The 20,913-nt window shown below is 57.7% G+C and carries 10 protein-coding genes and 3 pseudogenes; 7 read left to right on the forward strand and 6 right to left on the reverse strand.

Annotated features, from left to right (window positions below; all coding sequences use genetic code 11):
• Positions 1-303: 303 nt before the first annotated feature.
• Together ABIG06_RS16570 and gmd are read right to left on the reverse strand one after the other, a co-directional pair.
• Positions 304-1,248, reverse strand: coding sequence for a GDP-L-fucose synthase family protein (locus ABIG06_RS16570; protein WP_124163586.1), 945 nt, complete (start codon positions 1,246-1,248; stop codon positions 304-306).
• Positions 1,229-2,314, reverse strand: coding sequence for a GDP-mannose 4,6-dehydratase (gene gmd / locus ABIG06_RS16575; RefSeq protein WP_124163587.1), 1,086 nt, complete (start codon positions 2,312-2,314; stop codon positions 1,229-1,231). The genes ABIG06_RS16570 and gmd overlap by 20 nt, the downstream gene beginning before the upstream one ends.
• Positions 2,315-3,552: 1,238 nt before the next feature.
• On the opposite strand from gmd, the gene glmS reads away from it, so the two are divergent.
• The 3 genes and pseudogenes from glmS to ABIG06_RS16590 form a co-directional block, all read left to right on the forward strand.
• Positions 3,553-5,379 (forward strand): glutamine--fructose-6-phosphate transaminase (isomerizing), encoded by a 1,827-nt coding sequence (glmS, locus tag ABIG06_RS16580; protein WP_124163588.1) that lies wholly within the window; start codon positions 3,553-3,555, stop codon positions 5,377-5,379.
• A 611-nt stretch (positions 5,380-5,990) separates the two neighbouring features.
• Positions 5,991-6,815, forward strand: a complete 825-nt coding sequence (locus ABIG06_RS16585) for an Effector protein NopP (protein WP_124163589.1) — start codon at positions 5,991-5,993, stop codon at positions 6,813-6,815.
• A gap of 36 nt (positions 6,816-6,851) precedes the next feature.
• A pseudogene (locus tag ABIG06_RS16590) lies at positions 6,852-7,298 on the forward strand (kinase/pyrophosphorylase); the annotation flags it as partial.
• A gap of 793 nt (positions 7,299-8,091) precedes the next feature.
• On the opposite strand, the gene ABIG06_RS16595 reads toward ABIG06_RS16590, so the two are convergent.
• The 4 genes from ABIG06_RS16595 to dctA all read right to left on the reverse strand — a co-directional run bounded on the left by ABIG06_RS16595 (position 8,092) and on the right by dctA (position 14,060).
• Positions 8,092-8,478: a response regulator transcription factor gene (locus ABIG06_RS16595; protein WP_199752367.1), complete on the reverse strand. Its 387-nt coding sequence runs from the start codon at positions 8,476-8,478 to the stop codon at positions 8,092-8,094.
• 87 nt (positions 8,479-8,565) lie between these two features.
• Positions 8,566-9,249 (reverse strand): response regulator transcription factor, encoded by a 684-nt coding sequence (locus ABIG06_RS16600; protein ID WP_124163590.1) that lies wholly within the window; start codon positions 9,247-9,249, stop codon positions 8,566-8,568.
• Entirely contained in the window at positions 9,246-11,918 is a 2,673-nt protein-coding gene (locus ABIG06_RS16605) for a PAS domain S-box protein (protein WP_124163591.1), read from the reverse strand. The genes ABIG06_RS16600 and ABIG06_RS16605 overlap by 4 nt, the downstream gene beginning before the upstream one ends.
• A gap of 819 nt (positions 11,919-12,737) precedes the next feature.
• Positions 12,738-14,060: a C4-dicarboxylate transporter DctA gene (gene dctA / locus ABIG06_RS16610; protein WP_050996256.1), complete on the reverse strand. Its 1,323-nt coding sequence runs from the start codon at positions 14,058-14,060 to the stop codon at positions 12,738-12,740.
• Positions 14,061-15,185: 1,125 nt separating this feature from the next.
• Here dctA and ABIG06_RS16615 point away from each other — a divergent pair.
• From ABIG06_RS16615 to ABIG06_RS16630, 4 genes and pseudogenes are all read left to right on the forward strand, one after another.
• Positions 15,186-15,866, forward strand: a pseudogene (locus ABIG06_RS16615) (molybdate ABC transporter permease subunit).
• A gap of 80 nt (positions 15,867-15,946) precedes the next feature.
• Positions 15,947-17,207, forward strand: a pseudogene (locus ABIG06_RS16620) (serine hydrolase domain-containing protein).
• A gap of 798 nt (positions 17,208-18,005) precedes the next feature.
• Entirely contained in the window at positions 18,006-19,106 is a 1,101-nt protein-coding gene (locus tag ABIG06_RS16625; RefSeq protein WP_124163592.1) for a hydrogenase small subunit, read from the forward strand.
• Positions 19,107-19,118: 12 nt separating this feature from the next.
• Positions 19,119-20,909, forward strand: coding sequence for a nickel-dependent hydrogenase large subunit (locus tag ABIG06_RS16630; RefSeq protein ID WP_124163593.1), 1,791 nt, complete (start codon positions 19,119-19,121; stop codon positions 20,907-20,909).
• Positions 20,910-20,913 lie beyond the last annotated feature (4 nt).

The following is a 20,913-nucleotide window of genomic DNA, read 5'->3' on the forward strand; positions in this document are numbered from 1 at the left end:
CGTTTCCTGGCGCATCGAGATCTTCGCGCACTTGGTGCCGAGCTGGGCGCCTCATCTGGTCTGAGAAGAACACGTCGGTGGTCCGCTGCTGGCTGCTCAGGCGAAGCGGCGCCGCAAATTCACGGCTTCGGAACCAAGCTCGACCTCGGGGAGGGGGCAAAACACAATGGTGCTCTCTTGATAAAAAGGTAGACTTACCAATCATCGCGAAGGGCTCGGCCTGCCATTCGGACCGTTGGTGGGGATCCTCTAATCCGTGATGCAGGCTTCCTTTTCGAGAACAAGCCGATCACTCTTGTGCCGTCAATCGCTCTCAGCGCGAAAGGCCCGGTATGCCAGCTGAATGCCGTCCTTGAGCGAGGTGGTGGCGCGCCAGCCGAGCCCGGACAGCCGACTGACGTCGAGCAGCTTGCGCGGCGTTCCGTCCGGGCGCGACGTGTCGAAGCTGATCTCTCCGCGAAAGCCGACGGCGGCCGCAACCATGAGTGATAACTCGGCGATGCTGATGTCCTCCCCGGTGCCGATATTGACCGGTTCTGGCGAGGAATAGGTCTTCATCAAATGGATGCAGGCGTCAGCGAGATCGTCGACGTAGAGAAATTCGCGGCGCGGCTTGCCGGTACCCCACACCACGACGTTGCTGCGGCCCGCAATCTTGGCCTCGTGGAAGCGGCGGATCAGCGCGGCCATGACGTGGCTGTATTGTGGGTGATAATTGTCGCCTGGGCCGTATAGATTGGTCGGCATCACGCTGATGAAATCGGCGCCGTACTGGCTGCGATAGGCCTCGGCCATCTTGATGCCCGCGATCTTGGCGATTGCATAGGGCTCGTTGGTCGGTTCCAGGGGGCCGGTCAGCATCGAATCCTCTCGCAGCGGCTGCGGCGCCAAGCGTGGATAGATGCAGGAGGAGCCGAAGAACATCAGCTTCTCGCATCTGTTGGCATGGGCCGCCTGGATCACGTTGCTCGATATTGCGAGGTTGTCGTGGAGAAACTCGGCGCGCAGCGTGTTGTTGGCGACGATGCCGCCGACCTTGGCAGCGGCGAGGAACACGGCCTGCGGCCTCTTCGCTCCAAACCAGGCAGTCACCGCGGCTTGGTCGCGCAGGTCAACCTCGCTTCGCGACACCGTCAAGAGATGGACGTGCTCGCGTGCCAGCCGGCGCATCAGCGCTGCGCCGACCATGCCGCGATGGCCGCCGACGAAAACCGTCTTGCCTTTCAGCTCAAACGCCGCGCTTGCCATTTGCTGCGTCCTGTCTGGCTTGGACGAGATCGCTGGCGACCATTTCCTTCACCATTTGCGAGAACGACGTTTTCGGCGCCCAGCCGAGTTTCGCGCGCGCCTTGCTGGCGTCCCCGATCAGGAGATCGACCTCGGTCGGACGGAAATAGGTCGGATCGACCTGTACCAGGGTCTTGCCAGAAGCCTTATCGACGCCGACCTCCTCGACGCCCTTGCCATGCCATTCGATGCTGCGCCCGACCTCGGCAAACGCCAGCTCGACGAACTCGCGGACAGACCGCGTCTGGCCGGTCGCAAGCACGAAGTCACCGGGCTCGTCCACCTGCAGGATCCTGTGCATGCCTTCGACGTAGTCGCGGGCATGGCCCCAGTCGCGCTTGGCGTCGAGATTTCCGAGATAGAGCTTGTTCTCGAGGCCGACCTCGATGCCGGCGACTGCGCGGGTGATCTTGCGGGTCACGAAAGTCTCGCCGCGGATGGGACTCTCATGGTTGAACAGGATGCCGTTGCTCGCGAACATACCGTAGGCCTCACGGTAGTTCACCGTAATCCAGTAGCCATAGAGCTTGGCGACGCCATAGGGCGAACGCGGATAAAATGGCGTGGTTTCCTTCTGTGGCACCTCTTGCACGAGGCCGTAAAGCTCGGAGGTTGAGGCTTGGTAGAAGCGCGTCTCCTTTTCCATGCCGAGGATGCGGATAGCTTCCAACAGGCGCAGCACACCGATCGCGTCGGCATTGGCGGTGTATTCCGGGCACTCGAAACCGACCTGGACGTGGCTCTGTGCGGCCAGATTATAGATTTCGGTCGGCCGAATTTGCTGCACAAGCCGGATCAGGTTGGACGAATCGGTCATGTCTCCATAGTGCATTAGGAACGGCACATCGGCGGCGTGCGGGTCCTTGTAGAGATGATCGACGCGCGCGGTGTTGAAGGAGGACGACCGGCGCTTGACCCCATGCACGGTGTAGCCGAGACCTAGCAAATGCTGGGCGAGATATGCGCCATCTTGCCCGGTGACGCCGGTGATCATCGCCACGCGCCGGTTTGGATTGTGAGCCGCCATGATCTCGCTTCGTTGCGCCGGAAAGAGTTCGCTCTGAAGAACCGTTGCCTAGTCGCTTCCCGAAAATCGAGATGCGCACGCGCGCTACAATCTTAACTAAAGGAGCGCGATCGTTAGCCCCTGTCATACACCTCATGAAGAAATACACACCATATACATTGATTTATAGGTGGACTGACTTATTCCGACACATCGATCTTAAGAGATGAAAATCAGGCCACGTCGCAACGGCGATGATCCGAGGCAGGTGAGATGAATTGTAAGCGCCGGTACGCCCGCCCGGGCGCGCTTGCCGCCTGGCTATGTCGCCAACGAGACAGATGCCGTCCATCTGTGAGCCTTATCGATCCTCACGAGCATGTATGGATCCGCGCGCTCTCATCGGGGCGCAGAGGAGCGGCGGGGTTGCGGCTTCCGAATAGAAGAACCCGTCTTATCTGTCGGCATAAAATTATAATCCACGCCGTTCCCTAATATCAGGTTTGCAGTAGGCGATGCACAGCCGACGCAAGACAAAGGACTGGCAAACGTTGGTATAGACCGTCGAACGTTTCGATATCGAAAGTTTACGTTAGTACAATGGAGCTTCGACGCCGATCTTTTAATCTTGACCGAACGTAAGTTGCCTCAGTCCGAGTATGACAAGTCTCTTAAAGTCCGCGCCGGAAATTTGTTCCCGGGAGAACTGGATAATTCAAGCTAGAGCCGCTGCGCAGGTATATCACCAGCGGACCATGTAGAGGATGTGGGCAGCGTTCTTTTTTCTGCCTGAAATGGAGAGAAGCCGAGACGAAACGTGACCCCTATCGAGGAGTCGATCCTGAGCATCGACGCAGTTGTTGCCGGATCAACTTCATCCGGTAGGCCAGTATCGCTGCTCATTTCTTTTTGGAGACTTAGAAGTGAGAGTCGTGAGATGGCTCATCAGTAAGGGGGAGGCTGTTTGTGCCAAGCTGGATGTCGCCCTGCATGCGCAACTGCACGTTTGGCTCTCGTCGAGGCGGTCACGGTGTTGGCGATCCCGTCGCAGCGTCATTCGACTAGATAGCCAAAGGGTGGAATGAAGCCGACGAACAATGATGGCTGAAAGAGATCTAAATCACGCGGGCGAATGGGGATGCGATAAAGACGGCCGCGGAAGATTCCGAACAACCCGTTGTTATCGGGCAAGCGAGTTCTATCACGGGCTCCTATAGCGCGGACGCCGGACTCCTCGAACTTGGGCTGCATGGATTAATATGTGTGGAATTATTGGCATTTTGGGACGTGGTCCGGTCGTTGGGCAGTTAGTTGCGTCGCTCAGGCGACTGGAATATCGAGGCTACGACTCAGCGGGTCTCGCGACTCTAGAAGGTCTCCGTATCGAGCGCCGCCGCGCTCAAGGTAAGCTGAGAAACCTTGAGGAGCAGTTGAGCTACAGTCCCCCTGCAGGTCAAAGCGGCATCGGTCACACCCGCTGGGCGACTCATGGAAAGCCGACCGAGAGCAATGCTCATCCGCATGCGACGGAAAATGTCGCGGTCGTGCATAACGGGATCATTGAGAATTTCCGCGAGCTGCGAGCGGAGCTGGAACGAAATGGAGCCGAGTTTTACTCAGAGACGGACACCGAGGTTGTGGTGCATCTCGTCGAATTCTACCTCAAAAATGGCTACTCACCGCAGGATGCGGTGCAGGCGTCGTTGCCGCGCTTGCGCGGTGCCTTCGCGTTGGCATTCCTTTTCAAGGGGCACGACGACCTTTTGATCGGTGCGTGCAAAGGGTCGCCCCTTGCGATCGGACATGGTAACGGTGAAGTGTACTTAGGATCTGATGCGCTCGCGCTCGCGCCTTTGACCGATACCATTACTTATCTTGAGGACGGTGACTGGGTCGTGCTTACACGCGCGACGTGCGTGATCTATGGTACAGACGGCTCTGTCGTCCCACGAGAAACATCAAAGTCTGATGTATCGTCTCTCCTTGCGGACAAGGCGAATTATCGCCACTTCATGGCTAAGGAAATCCACGAGCAGCCGACAGTTGTCGGCAAGACATTGGCGCATTATCTCGATCTGGCGGCCAAACGGGTAGCGCTGCCGTTCGCGTTGCCGTTCGACTTCAATTCCATTGAGCGCATTTCAATTACTGCGTGCGGCACGGCAAGCTACGCCGGCCACATCGCGAAATACTGGTTCGAGCGGCTGTCGCGTTTGTCTGTCGAGATAGATGTAGCCTCTGAGTTCCGCTACCGGGAGGCGCCTCTGCGCCGGGGCGATCTTGCGATCGTCATCTCGCAATCGGGCGAGACCGCCGACACACTAGCTGCGTTGCGATACGCCAAGGGCCAGGGCCTGCACACGATATCTGTCGTTAATGTCCCGACGTCGACGATTGCGCGCGAGAGCGAATCCGTTCTGCCGACGCTGGCGGGGGCAGAAATCGGCGTCGCTTCCACCAAGGCATTCCTCTGCCAGCTGATGGTACTGGCGGTGCTTGCCATCGCAGCAGGGAGAGAGCGAGGCAAGCTGTCTGAAATCGATGAATCGAAGCTCGTGCAAGAGCTCATCGAGATGCCGCGGTTGATTGCTGCGGCCTTGTTGGTCGAGCCGCAGATTGAGAAGCTCGCGCGCTATATCGCCGGCGCTAGGGCCGCACTCTACCTCGGTCGTGGCACATCGGCGCCTCTGGCGTTGGAGGGCGCGCTCAAGCTGAAGGAAATTTCCTACATCCACTCAGAAGGTTATGCCGCCGGCGAGCTCAAGCACGGGCCGATCGCACTCGTCGATGAGGCTATGCCTGTGGTGGTGATCGCGCCTTACGACGGCGTTTTCGAGAAGACCATTTCGAACATGCAAGAAGTGGCGGCTCGGGGCGGCAAGATCATCCTGATCACCGATGCGAAGGGCGCTTCGGAAGCGACGGTGGACACGCTCGTGACCATCGTTCTGCCGACAATGGTCGCAAGCTTTACGCCGATGGTCTATGCCATTCCGGTCCAGCTCTTGGCTTACCATACCGGCGTCGTAAGCGGCGCGGACGTCGATCAGCCGCGTAATCTCGCAAAATCGGTCACTGTGGAATGAGGCTGCAGTGTTGGGTATCGAGATGGATCTCGACGAGTTCCCAATCCGAAGTCGCTGGTAGCTGCCGTGCGGTCGTGCAACCTCAACCGATACTACCGTCAGCCCGCCTTGGTGTAGTAGGACTGGTCACCCTAGCGGCGGCGCGGGATGCCTCTGGGCTTGCAATGTGCTGGCGAAGCCGTTCAGGAGGCGTTGCAATCCGCCACAGGATGCCAAGAGTTCCAGGCTTGTTGGCCTAATGATGCTCCAAGCCGTATCTGGGATTGAACGGTCGCGATGCAGTCGTCATGAAGCACGCGCTCTACAATGCCGTTCTGCATAGTATCGCGATCTATGGGAAGGATCTGATTGGCGTCCGCAGGTGAATGGTCAATCGACCGTTCCCAATGGAGGCGGATCCTCGCACTGCTCGCTTCTCATCCGACCTAGTGAATGGCAGTGGGCGAGCGCGCCGCCGTTCCATTAGAAGCAGGTCCTGTGTCCGCTAACGTGAGGGCGGCCAACAGCATCACGTCAGGTTTTGGTAAGCCCGAGTCCCTATCTGCGCCGCATGGCCTAGCAAGCCTGAACTAGACGTGGAAACTGCATGTCCGACCGGAGTACCAATTGCCATGTATAATCGGATCAATGGCTCGTCTTATTTCACATCCTCTCCCCTTGACGAGGCTGATGAGCAAAACGACGCAGACACTTTCGCGGATGCGTTTCGGCAACTGCGCTTAGCCCCGCCAAACTCCAGCGGTACTTCGACTTCGGCAGCACGGCCCTATTGGCTTGATTCAAGCCCGCCTGTCGTAGAGATCGATAAGAGGTCGTTCAGAAAAGCAGCAGAGGGCTATCACAGCGACGAAATCAGGAAAATCGCCGATAACCCACAAGAATATTCGGACTTCGTCTCTCAGAAAGCGGCGCGAACTGCAGAGGTTGCTGAGGAGTATGGAACAACTCAAGATTCTGTAAATGCGCGATACTTCAGCTATCAATTAGGAAACAAGAGTGTCGGTCTTCTTCGAATGGAAGGGGGCGACAGCATGACGAATTTTGACGTGGAAAAGTGGCAGGAGCTGTTTCCCGGGCGACCTGGGACGACCGCCACTGTAGATCTCCAGGTCGTTCATCCTCTTGTCGAGAACGCCGGCGATATTCTGCTCGAGCATCAACTTGGAATGGCCGGTGAACGGCCACTGCTGAATTTGCGTCCGGCTAATCCGGAGGCAAGAGCCCGTGCTGCAAAGATGGGGTTCGTCGAGGTTGACGCCGATAACATGGTTCTCGACCCAGTGAAGTCAGACAAGTGGGTGAGGAATGGCGACGGCAAGTGGCAGCGAGAAGGCACCGCTTCGCGGTATCTTCGCAAAGCTGACGACAGCCAAGACCGTAAAGTCGAGATGCCAGCGAGTGCTTCAACATACGATTATGAGGATGATTTCATGTGACCATGGAATTGCCGGCATTTGGCCTCGTGGAAGAAATCGATGGCGCGCGCGGTTGCGGCCCAATACGCCAACGTGACGCCGGTCGAGCACGTCTATCCGCTGGTGCGCAGTCAGAAGCAGCTCGACCGCGTGCTCGATGAGATCGAGGAAGCGCCCGGGATCGTGCTGTTCACCCTGCTCGAGAAGGATCTGGTCGCGAGACTCGAGGATAAGTGCAAGCAGATCAACGTTCTGAGCCTGTCGATCATCGGTCCGGTGATGCAGCTGTTTGAAGCCTATCTGGGCGCGGCGACCACCGGCCGAGTCGGTGCCCAGCACGTGCTCAATGCGGAATATTTCAAGCGCATCGACGCCTTGAACTACACGATGATTCACGACGATGGTCAGCACGTCGAAGGTCTCGACGAGGCCGACGTGGTGCTGGTCGGCGTGTCCCGCACCTCTCTAGCCTGCTCCGCACTTCTCTGCGGCGGCGGCGGCGTTTAGCTCAGAGTTCCTCGTTTGACTCAGAATGCTCTCTCCTCAGTTCTCCTTTGGCTTAGCAGTTGCTGATTGTTCGCGCCTGGGAAGTAGGGCTTCTTGTACAAGCCTATTGCTGAGAATGCTCGCCTGCGGCGACGACCTGTTGTGACCCCGGGGCCGGCCGTTTGGCCGGCACGTGTGGCGCCGAGCACGTTGGACGGCTGGGACCACAACTCTTCCGCAGATGAAGCTCGCGAAGAAATAACGGCGTGGGCGCCTGACGATAGTCAGTCGCAACAATGTACAGCGAAGCGGCCGCCCAACGGACAAGCCGGGCCCCGCAAGCGTCAACGGACGTAACGATGCGGTGAGCACGAGCATAGTGCAGAACGCTCTCACCAGAAAAGGGATGCCCAATACATGGGGGGGCTGCTGAGCGAAGCTCCGTTGTCATCGTCACCGCTGTGGGGCTGCACAGCCAATCTCGTGCTTGCCGGGCCATCTCGGCACTCTGCAATGGAATATATAGCCTCGCTCCAGATGGAGCTAAGAAGTGCTTTAGCGCAACGACGGCTCTGGGTCAGCCTTACGATGAGCGTTGGCGTGGAATCAGTCGAGTTGGCGTGCCAGCGTCTCTCGCAGGATAGACTGTTCTGCAGCCTCCCATGTCCGTAAAGCGTGGACGGGCAAGAAATTGCTGGCCGCTAGCATATTTATAGTAAGCCCGGGTTCGGACTGCGAAGACGTTGCCAGGTGGCGTGATTGTCGCCCACGAGCGTTTAGATCGGACATGAACTCAAGCTGCAGGTTGGAATCAGATATCGCCTCGGGCGCCAGATGCCTTCAGTGCGCTGTCGAGGCACTTAAGTAACTCTTGTCCGCCAAATGGTTTGGCGAGGAAGCCAATTGCTCCCGCGTCCAGGGCTGACGTGCGCACACGCTCGCTGGGGAAAGCGGTAATGAAAATGAAAGGTGCTTCGTAACCACGCGTCCGCATCTGTTCCAGCAGCTCCAGCCCGCTCATAGTCGACATCTGCACATCGGTAATGACACAGGATATCTCGTTCAACTGCGGCGACTGCAGGAGCGCCTCGGCCGAAGCAAATATCTGCACGACGTAGCCACGCGATTTTAAGAGGTTCCCTGTCGCCGCACGGACTGAGGCGTCGTCGTCAACGACGGAAATCAAAGGCGTGGACAAGATGAGCCCTCCTGACGCGGGAACAGCGGCTGCCAAAGCACTAGCCACCTTCGGCGAAAGATGGGCTGGAGAGATGAAGCTGTAAAATCATACTTGCGTTTGTTCGGGACGATTTGCGCGGAGCCCCAGCGTCTCGCTCATTCTGATCAGCTCGGCGAGCGACCGGGCACGCATCTTTTTCATGACGTGACCCCGGTAGATCTTGACGGTAATCTCGGCGAGCCCAAGTTCGGCGGCTACCTGCTTGTTCATCAGGCCGGCCGTGACCAGTTTCATCACCGCCTGCTCTCGCGGGCTTAAGGTCTCAAATAAAGACTGCAGGTTCGCGACGGTCCGCTGAGCTTCCCGTCTTTTGCGATCGCGTTCGGTCGCCGCAACCACAGCATCAAGCAGTTCCTGATCGCGGAAGGGCTTGCTGAGAAAATCGACCGCACCTCCCTTCATGGCCCTGACGGTCATGGGAATGTCGCCATGACCGGTGATGAAAATGATGGGGATTTGTATGTTCAACCTGGCCAGCTCGGTCTGGTAGTCAAGGCCGCTCAGGCCCGGCAGCCGGACATCAAGAACTAGACAGCTTGGGACGTCCGGAATTGTGCTCTGCAGCATTTCCCGGGCCGATCCGAACGCAACGGCCTCCAATCCTACCTGTTTAAAGAGATTAGTAAGCGAGCGGCGCACTGAGATGTCATCCTCAACGACAAAGACGATCGCCTTCGTCGAGGCCTCGGCACTGCTACCCTCACTTGGCGAGTCAAATGGTCCTGTCACTGGATGGCCTCCTTATGCACGGGCAGGACAAACTGGAAGGTCGCGCCCGGTTCATCTTTCTGAAGAAACGATAGCCGCCCTCCGTGAGCTTCCACGATAGAACGGCAGATCGAAAGTCCCATTCCAAGGCCACTCGACTTGGTGGTGAAGAAGGGATCCAAGACGTGGTCAGCGTCCTTCTCAGCGATCCCGACGCCGCAATCGGCCACGGCAAGCTGCACGCGCCCCAGATCGTCCTTGGATGATTTAATCAGAAGTTCGCGCGGCCGGTCTGTAATTGCGTCCATCGCCTCGATTCCGTTCATTACCAGATTGATGATCACCTGTTGTAGCTGAATTCGATCACCCAGGATCCTAGGCAGCACGGCCGTCAACTCGGTTCGCAACGTCACCCGGTGGCTCACCAGCTCTCGTGTTATCAGCGCAATGACGTCCCTGACGACATCATTAATGTCGAGCGGCACCATCTCAATCTCGCCTTTCTTCGCGAGTGCGCGAACACTACGGATCACCTCGCTTGCCCGGATCGCGTCTTCGATGATCCATTCCACTGAAGAGCGCGCTTCGGCAAGATCAGGAGCTTCGCGAGCCATCCATCCGATGCACGCATCGGCGTTGGTGAGAATAGCGGCGAGTGGCTGGTTTATCTCGTGCGCGATGGAGGTTGTCAGTTCTCCTAACGTCGTTACGCGCGTCACATGGGCAAGCTCCGCCTGTGCCTTTCGCAGGTCTTGTTCGGCCTGATCGGCGCGAATAATGGCCGTGATGTCAGTGCTGACGCCACGGTAACCCAGAAAATTGCCGTTTCCGTCGAAGAAAGGTTTGCCACTCGTGCGCACGTAGATCGGAGATCCCGTCCTATTCACCGTGCGGTAGACCAGATCCCGAAACGGCTGATGCGCCTGCAACGTCGCCCGGTGCTGCCGCCACTTTTCGGGCTCGTCTTCGACGTCGCACGCAATCTCCCAGCGAAGCAGGTCTATCAATCCTGTGGCCAAAATTCCTGCAGTGCTGGTGTGCTCGGATAAGCGAGTGACCCGATGATCTGGACCGGTCTCCCAGAGCCAGTCGGAAGCTGTCTCGGCGTAGTCGCGAAAGCGCTGTTCGCTTTCGCGCAGCGCGACAAGTGTGTTTTCCAGGCGTTCCCTAGCTGCGTGTTGATCGGTGACATCCATATGTGTTCCAATCAGCTCGCTGACCTTACCATCGCTAGCGACGACAACATGCGCAACGGAGTGTATACGCCGTATCCCGCCATCTGGCAGAAGAACACGGAAATCATACTCGAACCGCTCCTGCTCCTTTTCTCTCGCCTGGCGCTGCACCTCCTGTAACCGCGGCAAGTCTTCCGGATGGATGCGCGAGCGAATGGTCTCTATCGATACCGGCTCTTGCGGGTTAAAGCCAAACAGTCGATCAACTTCCGCGGAGCGATAAACGAAATCTAGACCGTGGACGTCCCAAGACCAGCTGCCTGTGTGGGTGAGATGCTGGGCCTCGGCCAGATAGGCCTCGCTGCGACGCAACTGCTGTTCTGCTCTCCTCGCTGCCGTAATATCGGTAGCTGCCCCAACAAACTCGATTTCACCAGAAGCGGTTCTCGTAAGCCGTGCCTTCGCATGGATGTGCTTCACAGAGCCGTCTGGTAGCCGCAATCGATATTCGTGCTCGAAATCGCTCAACTCCCGCATCGCTCCATCGATAACCTGTTTAACCGAAGCCCGATCATCTGGGTGAGTGCGATCAACGACAAGCTGCGGCGAGGGAGTCGTTTGAGGATCCAATTGGAAAATCCGAAATGTTTCCTTTGACCAGAACGCCTCGCCAGTGGTGGCGTTCCAGCTGAAGCTGCCTGTATGACTCAACTCCTGCGCTTGAGCCAAATGCGCTTCGCTCCGCTGCAGGGCAAGTTCGGTCTGCTTTCGCTCCGTGACATCTTCGCAGGCGATAAGGACAATAGGCCGGTCGTCGGCCCAAAGCATGGCCTTGGCGTTTTCACGTACCCACAATACGGAGCCGTCCTTCCTGACTTTCTGGACGTCCCACATGCGCGATTGTCCAATATCCTCAAGGCACGCCCGAATGCATTTGTGAACGAATGCGCGATCCTCCTCAAGAAATATGCAGAGCACGGAGTGGCCGATCAGTTCTGCAGGAGCATAGCCGAGTTGGGTCGCGCCGAATGTATTGACGTTAAGGACAGTGCCGGCTTCGTCGACCATGAAGTACATGGCCGGATTGTGCTCGAAGATTGCTCGCCACCGTTTTTCACGATCCTCCAAATCCGCCGCACTCCGCTGAAGCTTGACCGCAGCCACACGCGCAGCCTCTCTTTCCTGGCGGAGCTTTCCGATCAAGTACGTTCCTACGATTGACACAATAAAGAATGCGACAACCACTGGAAGATCGCGGGGGTCATCGATTTGTAGGCTGAACGCCGGCGGCGCAAAGTAGTATGCGAGAGCAGCGATTGCCATGATGCAAAGCGCGGATGACGCGATGAAGCTGCCCATCAACGAAAATAGCAAGACTACTAACAAATAGGCGAACGCCGTCGCGGCGAAATGGGCATTAAGGTACACGCAACTCAGTGTAACAGCGGCTAAGGTTATGCCGCCGAAGGTCAACTGAGGGGCTGAACGTTTAAGACTGCTGATCTGGATAGACATTTTGAGACCGTCCGGCCTGTTCTCCGGCGGGAGAGCTATAGCATTTTAGGCAAAAATGGGGCAATCCTCGACGCTTGGATCGAGCGTGTCCGAGATTGATCACCTGCGGCCGAACTCAGCACGCGCGGGGAAAAAACGCATCATAAACGTACGTATAGTTGTCCTAAATCTTTCGATGAGGCGTCGCTGACCCTGCGGCAGTCGAAGCTGAAACCTCTGCTTTGCTCCCCTGCCGATAGCCTTGCCGGCAGTCGCTCGAGCCTGCGAGCCGATGCACCCCCTTTACGCCCGCGGACGAGGACAGCGGTTTTTGTTCAGCCGAGAGGTTGAAGCGAAACGATCAGGCGGGTCTCCGGACCGGCAACGAACAGAAACAAGCGGGCGAACCACTCATCTCGCCGGCACAGTCGGTTCTGCGGAGGAAAGCGCAACGTTCATGTGCCGAGACAGGAAGGCCAAGTTGCGCGAACCACCTGGCGATTAGGCCATCACGCCTAGCTGCGGAGGAGTCGTCTCCAATTGGTTTCGGTGGAATCGAGCGCCGACATGACACCGAACCGACGGTGTGGACGACTCGCCGCATTCAGATGGACGGTAGCCGTGACCACCCAAGGAGGCGCCTTGAAGAAGCCCCTAGTTCTTTGATCGCGTGCTTTTCAGGGGCAGCTGCCTGGCGGCGACGCGGAGCAAGAGCTGTGCACTGGAGAGCGCACGAGACAGTGCCGGCTCGCCTTAAGTCGGCTTGGCCGATTCGAAGTACGAGAAATGTGTCTCTTGCATTCAATTCGTGTTCGGATGGTGGCGGTTAAGATCCGGGACCTACTTCATTGTGCTTGTAGGGTCGATAGTGGTCGAAACTGTGGGCTGGTTGAGCCGAGCCTGCAGCGTTCCGTGCTCTAGCTCGTCTTCCCACCAGGATACGAACACGGCTGCGATGCCATTGCCGATGATGTTCGTCAGGGCGCGCACCTCGCTCATGAACTTGTCGATCGAAAATACGATTGCCATGCCCGGCACAAGCGCTGGGTTTACCACCGACAATGTCGCAGCGAGGGTGATGAAGCCAGCGCCGGTGACGCCGCTCGCTCCCTTCGACGTTAGCATTGCCACGAGCAAGATCGTGAGCTGCTGGTTAAAGGAGAGATCGACCCCGAGTGCCTGGGCAATGAACAAGGTTGCAAGTGTCATGTAGATGTTGGTGCCGTCGAGGTTGAAGGAATAGCCAGTTGGCACCACCAGTCCGACGACCGTCTTCGAGCAGCCCAGCCGCTCGAGCTTCTCCATCAATTGCGGCAGCGCGCTTTCGGAGGATGACGTACCGAGCACGATCAGAATCTCGTCTTTGATATAGACAAGAAACTTGAAAATCGAAAAACCGACGAGGCGCGCGATCAGGCCGAGCACCACCACAACAAACAGCGCGGCTGTTGCGTAAAACAGCGCGATCAGACCGATCAAATTACCGAGTGCTGCCGGCCCAAACTTGCCGACCGTGAACGCCATGGCGCCGAAGGCGCCGACCGGGGCCGCTTTCATTACAATAGCGATTACGCCGAACACTGCGTGCGCGACGTCGTCAATCATGCCGCGCAGCCGCTCCCCACGTTTTCCCAGAGCCATCAGAGAAAAGCCGAAAAGGATCGCGAACAGTAGAACCTGCAGAACATCCCCGCGAGCGAAGGCGCCGACCACGCTATCGGGAATGATGTTGAGAAAAAAGTCGACGGTCTTCGAAGCTTCCGCCTGCTTGACGTAATTGGCGACCGCCGCAGCATCCGGCTTGACCGCAAGGCCATGGCCGATTTGGACGAGATTGCCCATAACAAGGCCCAACAGCAAGGCAAAGCTGGACACGATCTCGAAATAGAACAGCGCCTTCACGCCGACGCACCCCACTTTCTTCGCATCCTGAATATGCGCAATACCAGATGTGACGGTGCAGAAAATAATCGGCGCGATCACCATCTTGATGAGCTTGATGAACCCGTCACCGAGGGCCTTAATCCAGTCGTTGGTGGCTAGAGATGGCCAGAGGCAGCCGACCACGGCGCCCATAAAGATCGCGATCAGCACCTGAACGTAGAGTATCTTATACCAAGCTTGCGACGCGCGTGCAGGCGCCGCAGTTGCCATGGTGGTCATGACGCTTCCTTCCCGAATATACTCGAATGTGAGCCGCCGCGCTTCAGAGGCGGCAGCGTCATACGAGACTCATCATTTTAGCCGTGTCCGATTGAAGACGGTTCCGGGAGCCGGCGCGTCCTTCCAAAGGCAGGCGTGTAGTTACGTTGTCCATTCTCGTTAAGCAAGATATGCACCAGATGCCTAAGCGGCGGCCGATTGATCAGTCGTGGACAAGTCGTCTGCCTGGGCGGGATTGGCTGAGTCGAGCGCGGACCGCATTCGCAAGGTCGAAAAAATAATTGCAGCGTAGCGCGCATTGGCGGAGTTACGTCTCGACTGGGAGCCTTAGCGTGCTCGATATGCACACAGTGCTGAGATCGATGCAACAACACGTGGCATCGGTAAAATCGATAGTTTGGATTGCACGCATTTGCCGGATGGAAGCGCGGCTTGGAAAACAAGATTGTTCGTAAAAGCCATTGATGTAGGAACTACCGGCAAAGCTCGATGTGCACGGGGGCGTTTGTCTCCAGGCCTGTGCTGACGATCCGCATTGGCCAGGGCGGTCACGAGGCCGGCTTCGCTCACGGCCCCTCGCGCCTTTTGCGCCGTCGCAGAAGCAGCTTACAACGAGTTATCGGCTACCCGTTCCTGTTGCTGCCAAACGACGGGCTTCCTGCGGTCCGCTCCACTACCGGCGCGGCGAGCCGTCGACCAACCACACAGGGATCTCTTCGGCTGACAATTTCTAACGCTTCCTTGCAGGGCCGTCGCTGTCTGCTCGGAAACAAAGGTGCCGGAAACCTAACAGAGTGTTAGGTCCACTCCAAAGTGACGTCGCCGTCCACGCGAATTTCTCTCGCTGAGCATAGAGCTGCCACTGTTCGTACCCGGCACAGGAATTGCTGATGACAAATGAGAAGTTGCCGCCGTCATATGAACCGAAGCGGACCTGCCACAGGAGTTGTCGATGAGGCTTGCAATGCCGCTCTTGCTTGCACAAACGAAGCGCGTGAATTTGGCGGCCGCCACGAGCTGCCGCGCGACCAACGGGCGATTCGCGCCACCGCGCCGCGTGAGCCGCACGTGCAGGCCATCACTGTCAGGATACGTCGGCCCGCGCTCCCTGGCGGGCTGACGCAGATGGATGTGGTTTGGGCAGAGATTTCGCAATCCCTTGCGCTCACGATTGAGCTCGCCAGCTTGACGACCGTGATCCTTCTCTTGATTGGTGTGCCCCTGGCTTGGTGGCTAGCGCGCTCAAAGACCTTTGCGAGCGAGGCGGTGGCCACGTTGATCGCCCTGCCGCTGGTGCTGCCGCCAACGGCTCTCGGCTTTTGCGTCCTCGTTTTGCTCGGCCCCCACGGACCGGGTGGCGTTCTCGCCTCTTTCTGGGGCGAGCGCACGCTGGCCTTTACTTTCGCCGGAATCGTGGTCGGATCGGTCCTCTCGGCGCTGCCGTTAGTCGTGTAGCCGATCCGTAACGCCTTTGTTGCGATAGGCGATTTCCCCTTGGAGACGACCGGGCGCGTTTCGCCGTTGTATGCCTTCATCCCCATCACCGCGCCACTGGCGCGATTGGAATTTGTTAAAGCCGCCGTGGTTGGCTTTTCTCATACGATCGGCACATTCGGCGTCGTGATGATGATCGGCGGCAATATTCCTGGGCGCACTAAGGTGTTGTCGGCCTACGTCGTAGACTACGTCCAAGCGTCGCGCTGGCGTGAGGCAAGTGTGATTGCTGGTGGTATGGTGATGTTCGCCTTTACGACAATCTTCACTTTAGCGCTCATCGACAGACACTGTGCCAGGAGGGGCACCTAATCGTCTTAGGACTGCCGCCCGACATCCTAATGCGGGCGGCAGTCTTGCAAACTGGGCCCATCCATCCTTCCGAGGGTACAATGAACAAGCTTGCTATAGCCACGGCAGCTGCTGCATTCGCTCTCAATTCGGTGCACTCCGCGCCTCTGCCCGAAGCAGCGGCCGATGAGGTCGGCGTTTCTCAGCAGCGCCTTGCCAAGCTAGACGAGTTCTTCGCTCGCGAGATTGCAAGCAAACGCGTGCCGGGCGCGGTGATTGCAATCGCGAGAGACGGCAAGCTGATTCACTACAAAGCGTACGGCCAACTCGACCCCGTAAAAGGAAGCCCGATGCGGCTCGATGCGCTCTTCGCGCTTGCTTCTATGACCAAACCGATGGTGGCCGTTGCTGGGCTCATCCTTATGGAGGAAGGTCGCCTTCCTCTACACGCCAAGCTTACGGATTACTACCCGGAATTCGCAAACATGAAGGTGGCAGTGCCACAGCATGACGGATCATTAATATTTCAAACGCAGAGTTCTGCGATCTACATCCACGATCTTTATCGCCACACAACCGGACTCACCTACGGTGCGCCCGACAGCTCAGACCAAGTGGCGCGTCTCTATCCCGGTTTCGCCGACCCGCCCCTAAGGGGCGATAAGCAGGCTTTCATCGAAGCGATTACCAAGCTGCCGCTAGCGCACCAACCGGGGACGGAATTCGAATACGGCTTCTCGACCGATGTGCTGGGAGCTGTCATTGAACAGGGTCAGCGAACAGCGATTGGGCGACTATCTCATCCGCAATCTATGGAAGCCCATCAAAATACAAGATGCCACTTTCCGTTTGTCGGAATGGCAACGCGAGCGCCTCGCGCGTCCATTTTTCGGAGGACCCGCTGACGGGAAAGCCGCAAGACATCGAACTCCTCGAAAGCCAGACGAAGTTTGACCGCGGGGGAGCATGCGCATTTGCGACAGTCGGTGACTACGTGCGCTTTGGACAAATGCTGCTCAACGGCGGGGAGCTCGATGGGCAGCGGATTCTTGGTCCGAGGACGGTGCGCCACATGATCTCCAACCACCTCGGGCCAGGAATCAAAATAAAGTCGCCAATGTGGAAGCGCACCGTGCCGGCTTCGGGTTCGGGCTTGGAGTGGCTGTACGGCTAGCCGGGGGGCTTTCAGCGGTTCCGGGCAATCCAGGAGAGTTCACCTGGACCGGCGCCTACGGCACACAATTTTTCTGCGACCCAAAAGAGCGTCTGGTCGTGGTGGTCGGAACGGCGGCGCCCGGGGAAATCCGGAAGTACTACCGCGAACAAGTCCAGTATATCGTCTATGCCGCGATACTCCGATGATTTCACTTTCCCTCGAAAAGCTCGATGATCCGTTTTGGGTAGCAGACAGGCAGTGTTGCTAATACGGATCGATGTCGACTGAATGTAGGCGCCGTTGCCTTCTATCCGCGTCGGATGGATCGCACCAATGCTTCAAGACACGATCGCCTCCGCTGTCGCGAAGAAGCTCCTGCAAGCGGGTGAGTGTCGCGATGCGCCGCGACGTCGCGCCTTGCCACCGATTGGCTTGTGCGATGAACGCTCCTAGATGATATTAAACGTCCGGTCTCTTGCCCACAGCGCCGTTGCGATGAGGTGCGAGGAGGCGCTTTTACCAAAATCAGATCGAGTTGACCAGCTCCCAAAGCAACGTCAGCGGGGCGCATCGCGGCTCGGTCCATTGCGGCCTCTCTTCCTCGCTCGACGGCCGCTTTTGGACGGGCTGCCTGTGCAGTCGCGATCATGAGAGCTTGAACGCCTCGTTGGTCAGCAATCGGCAGGCCTGATTGGGAGCGGGCAGTGCGGTGCCCGTCCACTGCGCCAATTCTATTCGACAATCGGGCTGACGAGTGTCGCGATTGTAGGTTAGTCCCCGTGCAGTGGTGAACCTTCCTGCTGATTTGTTCAAGTGCTCACATCTTCAAAACTGAACACCATCAGCATGACAGATCCATGGCAAAGGGGCTGGCACGTGGCCGGGTTCACAATTGCGCAAATTTCGGCGGTCGCTTGATGTCTTAAGTGTTTCGCTTCGCTGGCCTGGTTCTTGCTAAACGTCAGTAATTCGTAACGGCCACGACTACTCACTTGGAAGGTTTCATGGATGATGCAACGGAAACGTTCTACAGCGTGATCAGACGTCAGGGTATCACGCGCCGTAGTTTCCACAAATTCTGTAGTGTGACGGCCGCGAGCTTGGGACTTGGTTCGCTCACCGCAAGCAATATTGCCCATGCCCTCGAAACCAAACCGCGTGTGCCCGTCATCTGGTTGCACGGGCTCGAGTGTACCTGTTGCTCGGAAAGCTTTATCCGCTCGGCCCATCCCTTGATTAAAGACGCGCTGCTGTCGATGATTTCGCTCGACTATGACGATACGATCATGGCGGCGGCTGGACACCAGGCTGAGGCCATCCTGGAAGAAACCCGTGCCAAGTACAAAGGCAGGTATGTGCTCGCAGTCGAAGGCAATCCGCCGTTGAAGGAGGGTGGCATGTTCTGCATTGACGGCGGCAAACCGTTCGTTGAGAAGCTCAGGTGGATGGCAGAAGGGGCCATGGCAATCATCGCTTGGGGCACGTGTGCGTCCTGGGGATGCGTGCAAGCGGCCAAGCCCAATCCGACTGGCGCGGCGCCAATCGATAAGGTGATCACCGACAAGCCCATCATCAAGGTGCCCGGGTGTCCTCCTATCGCAGAGATCATGAGTGGTCTCGTGACGTTCATCGTCACGTTCGGAAAGCTTCCGGAGCTCGATCGCCAAGGACGTCCAAGTATGTTTTATTCCGAGCGCATTCACGACAAGTGCTATCGGCGTTCCCATTTCGACGCTGGCCAATTCGTCGAAGAGTGGGACGATAGGTACGCCCGCAAGGGCTATTGCCTGTACAAGATGGGCTGCAAGGGGCCAACCACCTACAATGCCTGTTCGGCCGTTCGGTGGAACGGCGGCGTTTCATTTCCCGTTCAATCCGGTCACGGCTGCCTCGGCTGTTCTGAGGACGGCTTCTGGGACAAAGGGTCATTTTACGACCGACTTACAACCATCAAGCAGTTCGGCATTGAGGAGAACGCCGACAAGATCGGCATGGCCGCTGCCGGGGTGCTCGGGCTAACGGTTGCTGCCCATGCGGCGGTCACCGCCGTGAAGCGGTTGACCCACAAGCCGGATCGCGCGGCCGGTAAAGGCAAACCGAGTTGAGGAGATACGACGGTGGCCGTCCAGACGCCGAACGGGTTCAGTCTCGATCGTTCCGGCAGGCGAATCGTCATCGATCCGCTGACGCGGATCGAAGGCCACCTGCGCGTCGAAGCCAATCTCGATTCCGACAATGTAATCCGCAATGCGGTCTCAAGCGGGACAATGTGGCGTGGCATCGAAGTCATCCTGCGCGGGCGCGATCCGCGCGACGCCTGGGCGTTCACCGAGCGGATCTGCGGGGTCTGCACCGGCACCCATGCGCTCGCCTCCGTGCGCGCGGTTGAAAATGCACTAGGAATCGTGATTCCGGAGAATGCCAATTCGATCCGTAACATCATGCAGTTGTGCTTGCTCGTGCATGATCACCTCGTACATTTCTATCACTTGCATGCGTTGGATTGGGTCGACGTGGTTTCCGCGCTCAACGCCGATCCCAAGTCGACCTCCGCACTGGCGCAGTCTATCTCGCCTTGGCCGCTGTCATCCCCCGGCTATTTCAGAGATTTTCAGATCCGGCTCAACAAATTCTTCGGGTCAGGGCAACTCGGTCCGTTCAAGAATGGCTATTGGGGGCATCCGGCCTACAAGCTACCACCGGAAGCAAACCTGATGGCGGTAGCTCATTATATGGAAGCGCTCGACTTCCAGAAGGAGATTGTCAAGATCCAAGCTATCTATGGTGGCAAGAACCCGCATCCGAACTGGCTGGTCGGCGGCGTACCCTGCGCGATCAACATCGACAGAATCGGTGCGGTGGGCGCGATCAATATGGAACGACTGAATATCGTGTCCTCGATCATCGCCCGCTCGATCGAGTTTGTCGAGCAGGTCTATCTACCCGACATTGCTGCAATCTGCTCGTTCTATAAGGACTGGCTCCACGGCGGTGGTCTTTCGAGCAAAAGCGTGATGTCCTATGGCGACATCCCCGAAAACGCCAATGACTGTTCTGCGAAAAGTCTCAAGCTGCCGCGCGGGGTCATTCTTAATGGCAATCTCAAGGAGATACTGCCGATCGACCATGGTGATCCCGAGCAGATCCAGGAATTCGTCGCGCATTCATGGTATAAATACCCCAGCGATTGCGGTGGGCTGCATCCCTGGGACGGCATTACCGAGCCGAGTTTTAAACTGGGGCCAGAATTCAAAGGCAGCAAGACAGATATCAAGGAACTCGACGAAGGCGGCAAGTATTCCTGGATCAAAGCGCCGCGCTGGCGCGGCCACGCCGTCGAGGTCGGGCCGTTGGCGCGATACATCATTGGTTATGCGCAAGGGAAAGCCGAGTTCAAGGATCCCGCCGAGAGACTGCTCAAGCGGCTCAATCTGCCTCTGACTGCGCTGTTCTCGACCCTTGGCCGTACAGCGGCGCGGGCGCTCGAATGCCAGTGGGCGGCGCATCAGATGCGTTATTTTCAGGATAAGCTCGTAGTCCAGCTCAAGGCAGGCAATACGGCAACTGCCGACGTTAGCAGGTGGCGCCCGGAAAGCTGGCGTAAGGAGGCCAAGGGTTACGGGTTCACTGAGGCGCCTCGCGGTGCACTCGGCCACTGGATCAAGATCAAGGACGCTAAGATCGACAATTATCAATGTGTCGTTCCGACGACGTGGAACGGTTCTCCTCGGGATTCCAAAGGCAATATTGGCGCTTTTGAAGCTTCGCTGATCGGTACCCCGATGGCCGATCCGCAGCGGCCCCTGGAGATCTTGCGCACGATCCATTCCTTTGACCCGTGCTTGGCTTGCTCGACCCACGTGATGAGTCCTGAGGGCCAAGAAATGGCTTCAGTTAAAGTGCGTTAGGTCC

The sequence above is a fragment of the Bradyrhizobium sp. USDA 326 genome (genome assembly GCF_049739485.1).
Classification (GTDB): domain Bacteria; phylum Pseudomonadota; class Alphaproteobacteria; order Rhizobiales; family Xanthobacteraceae; genus Bradyrhizobium.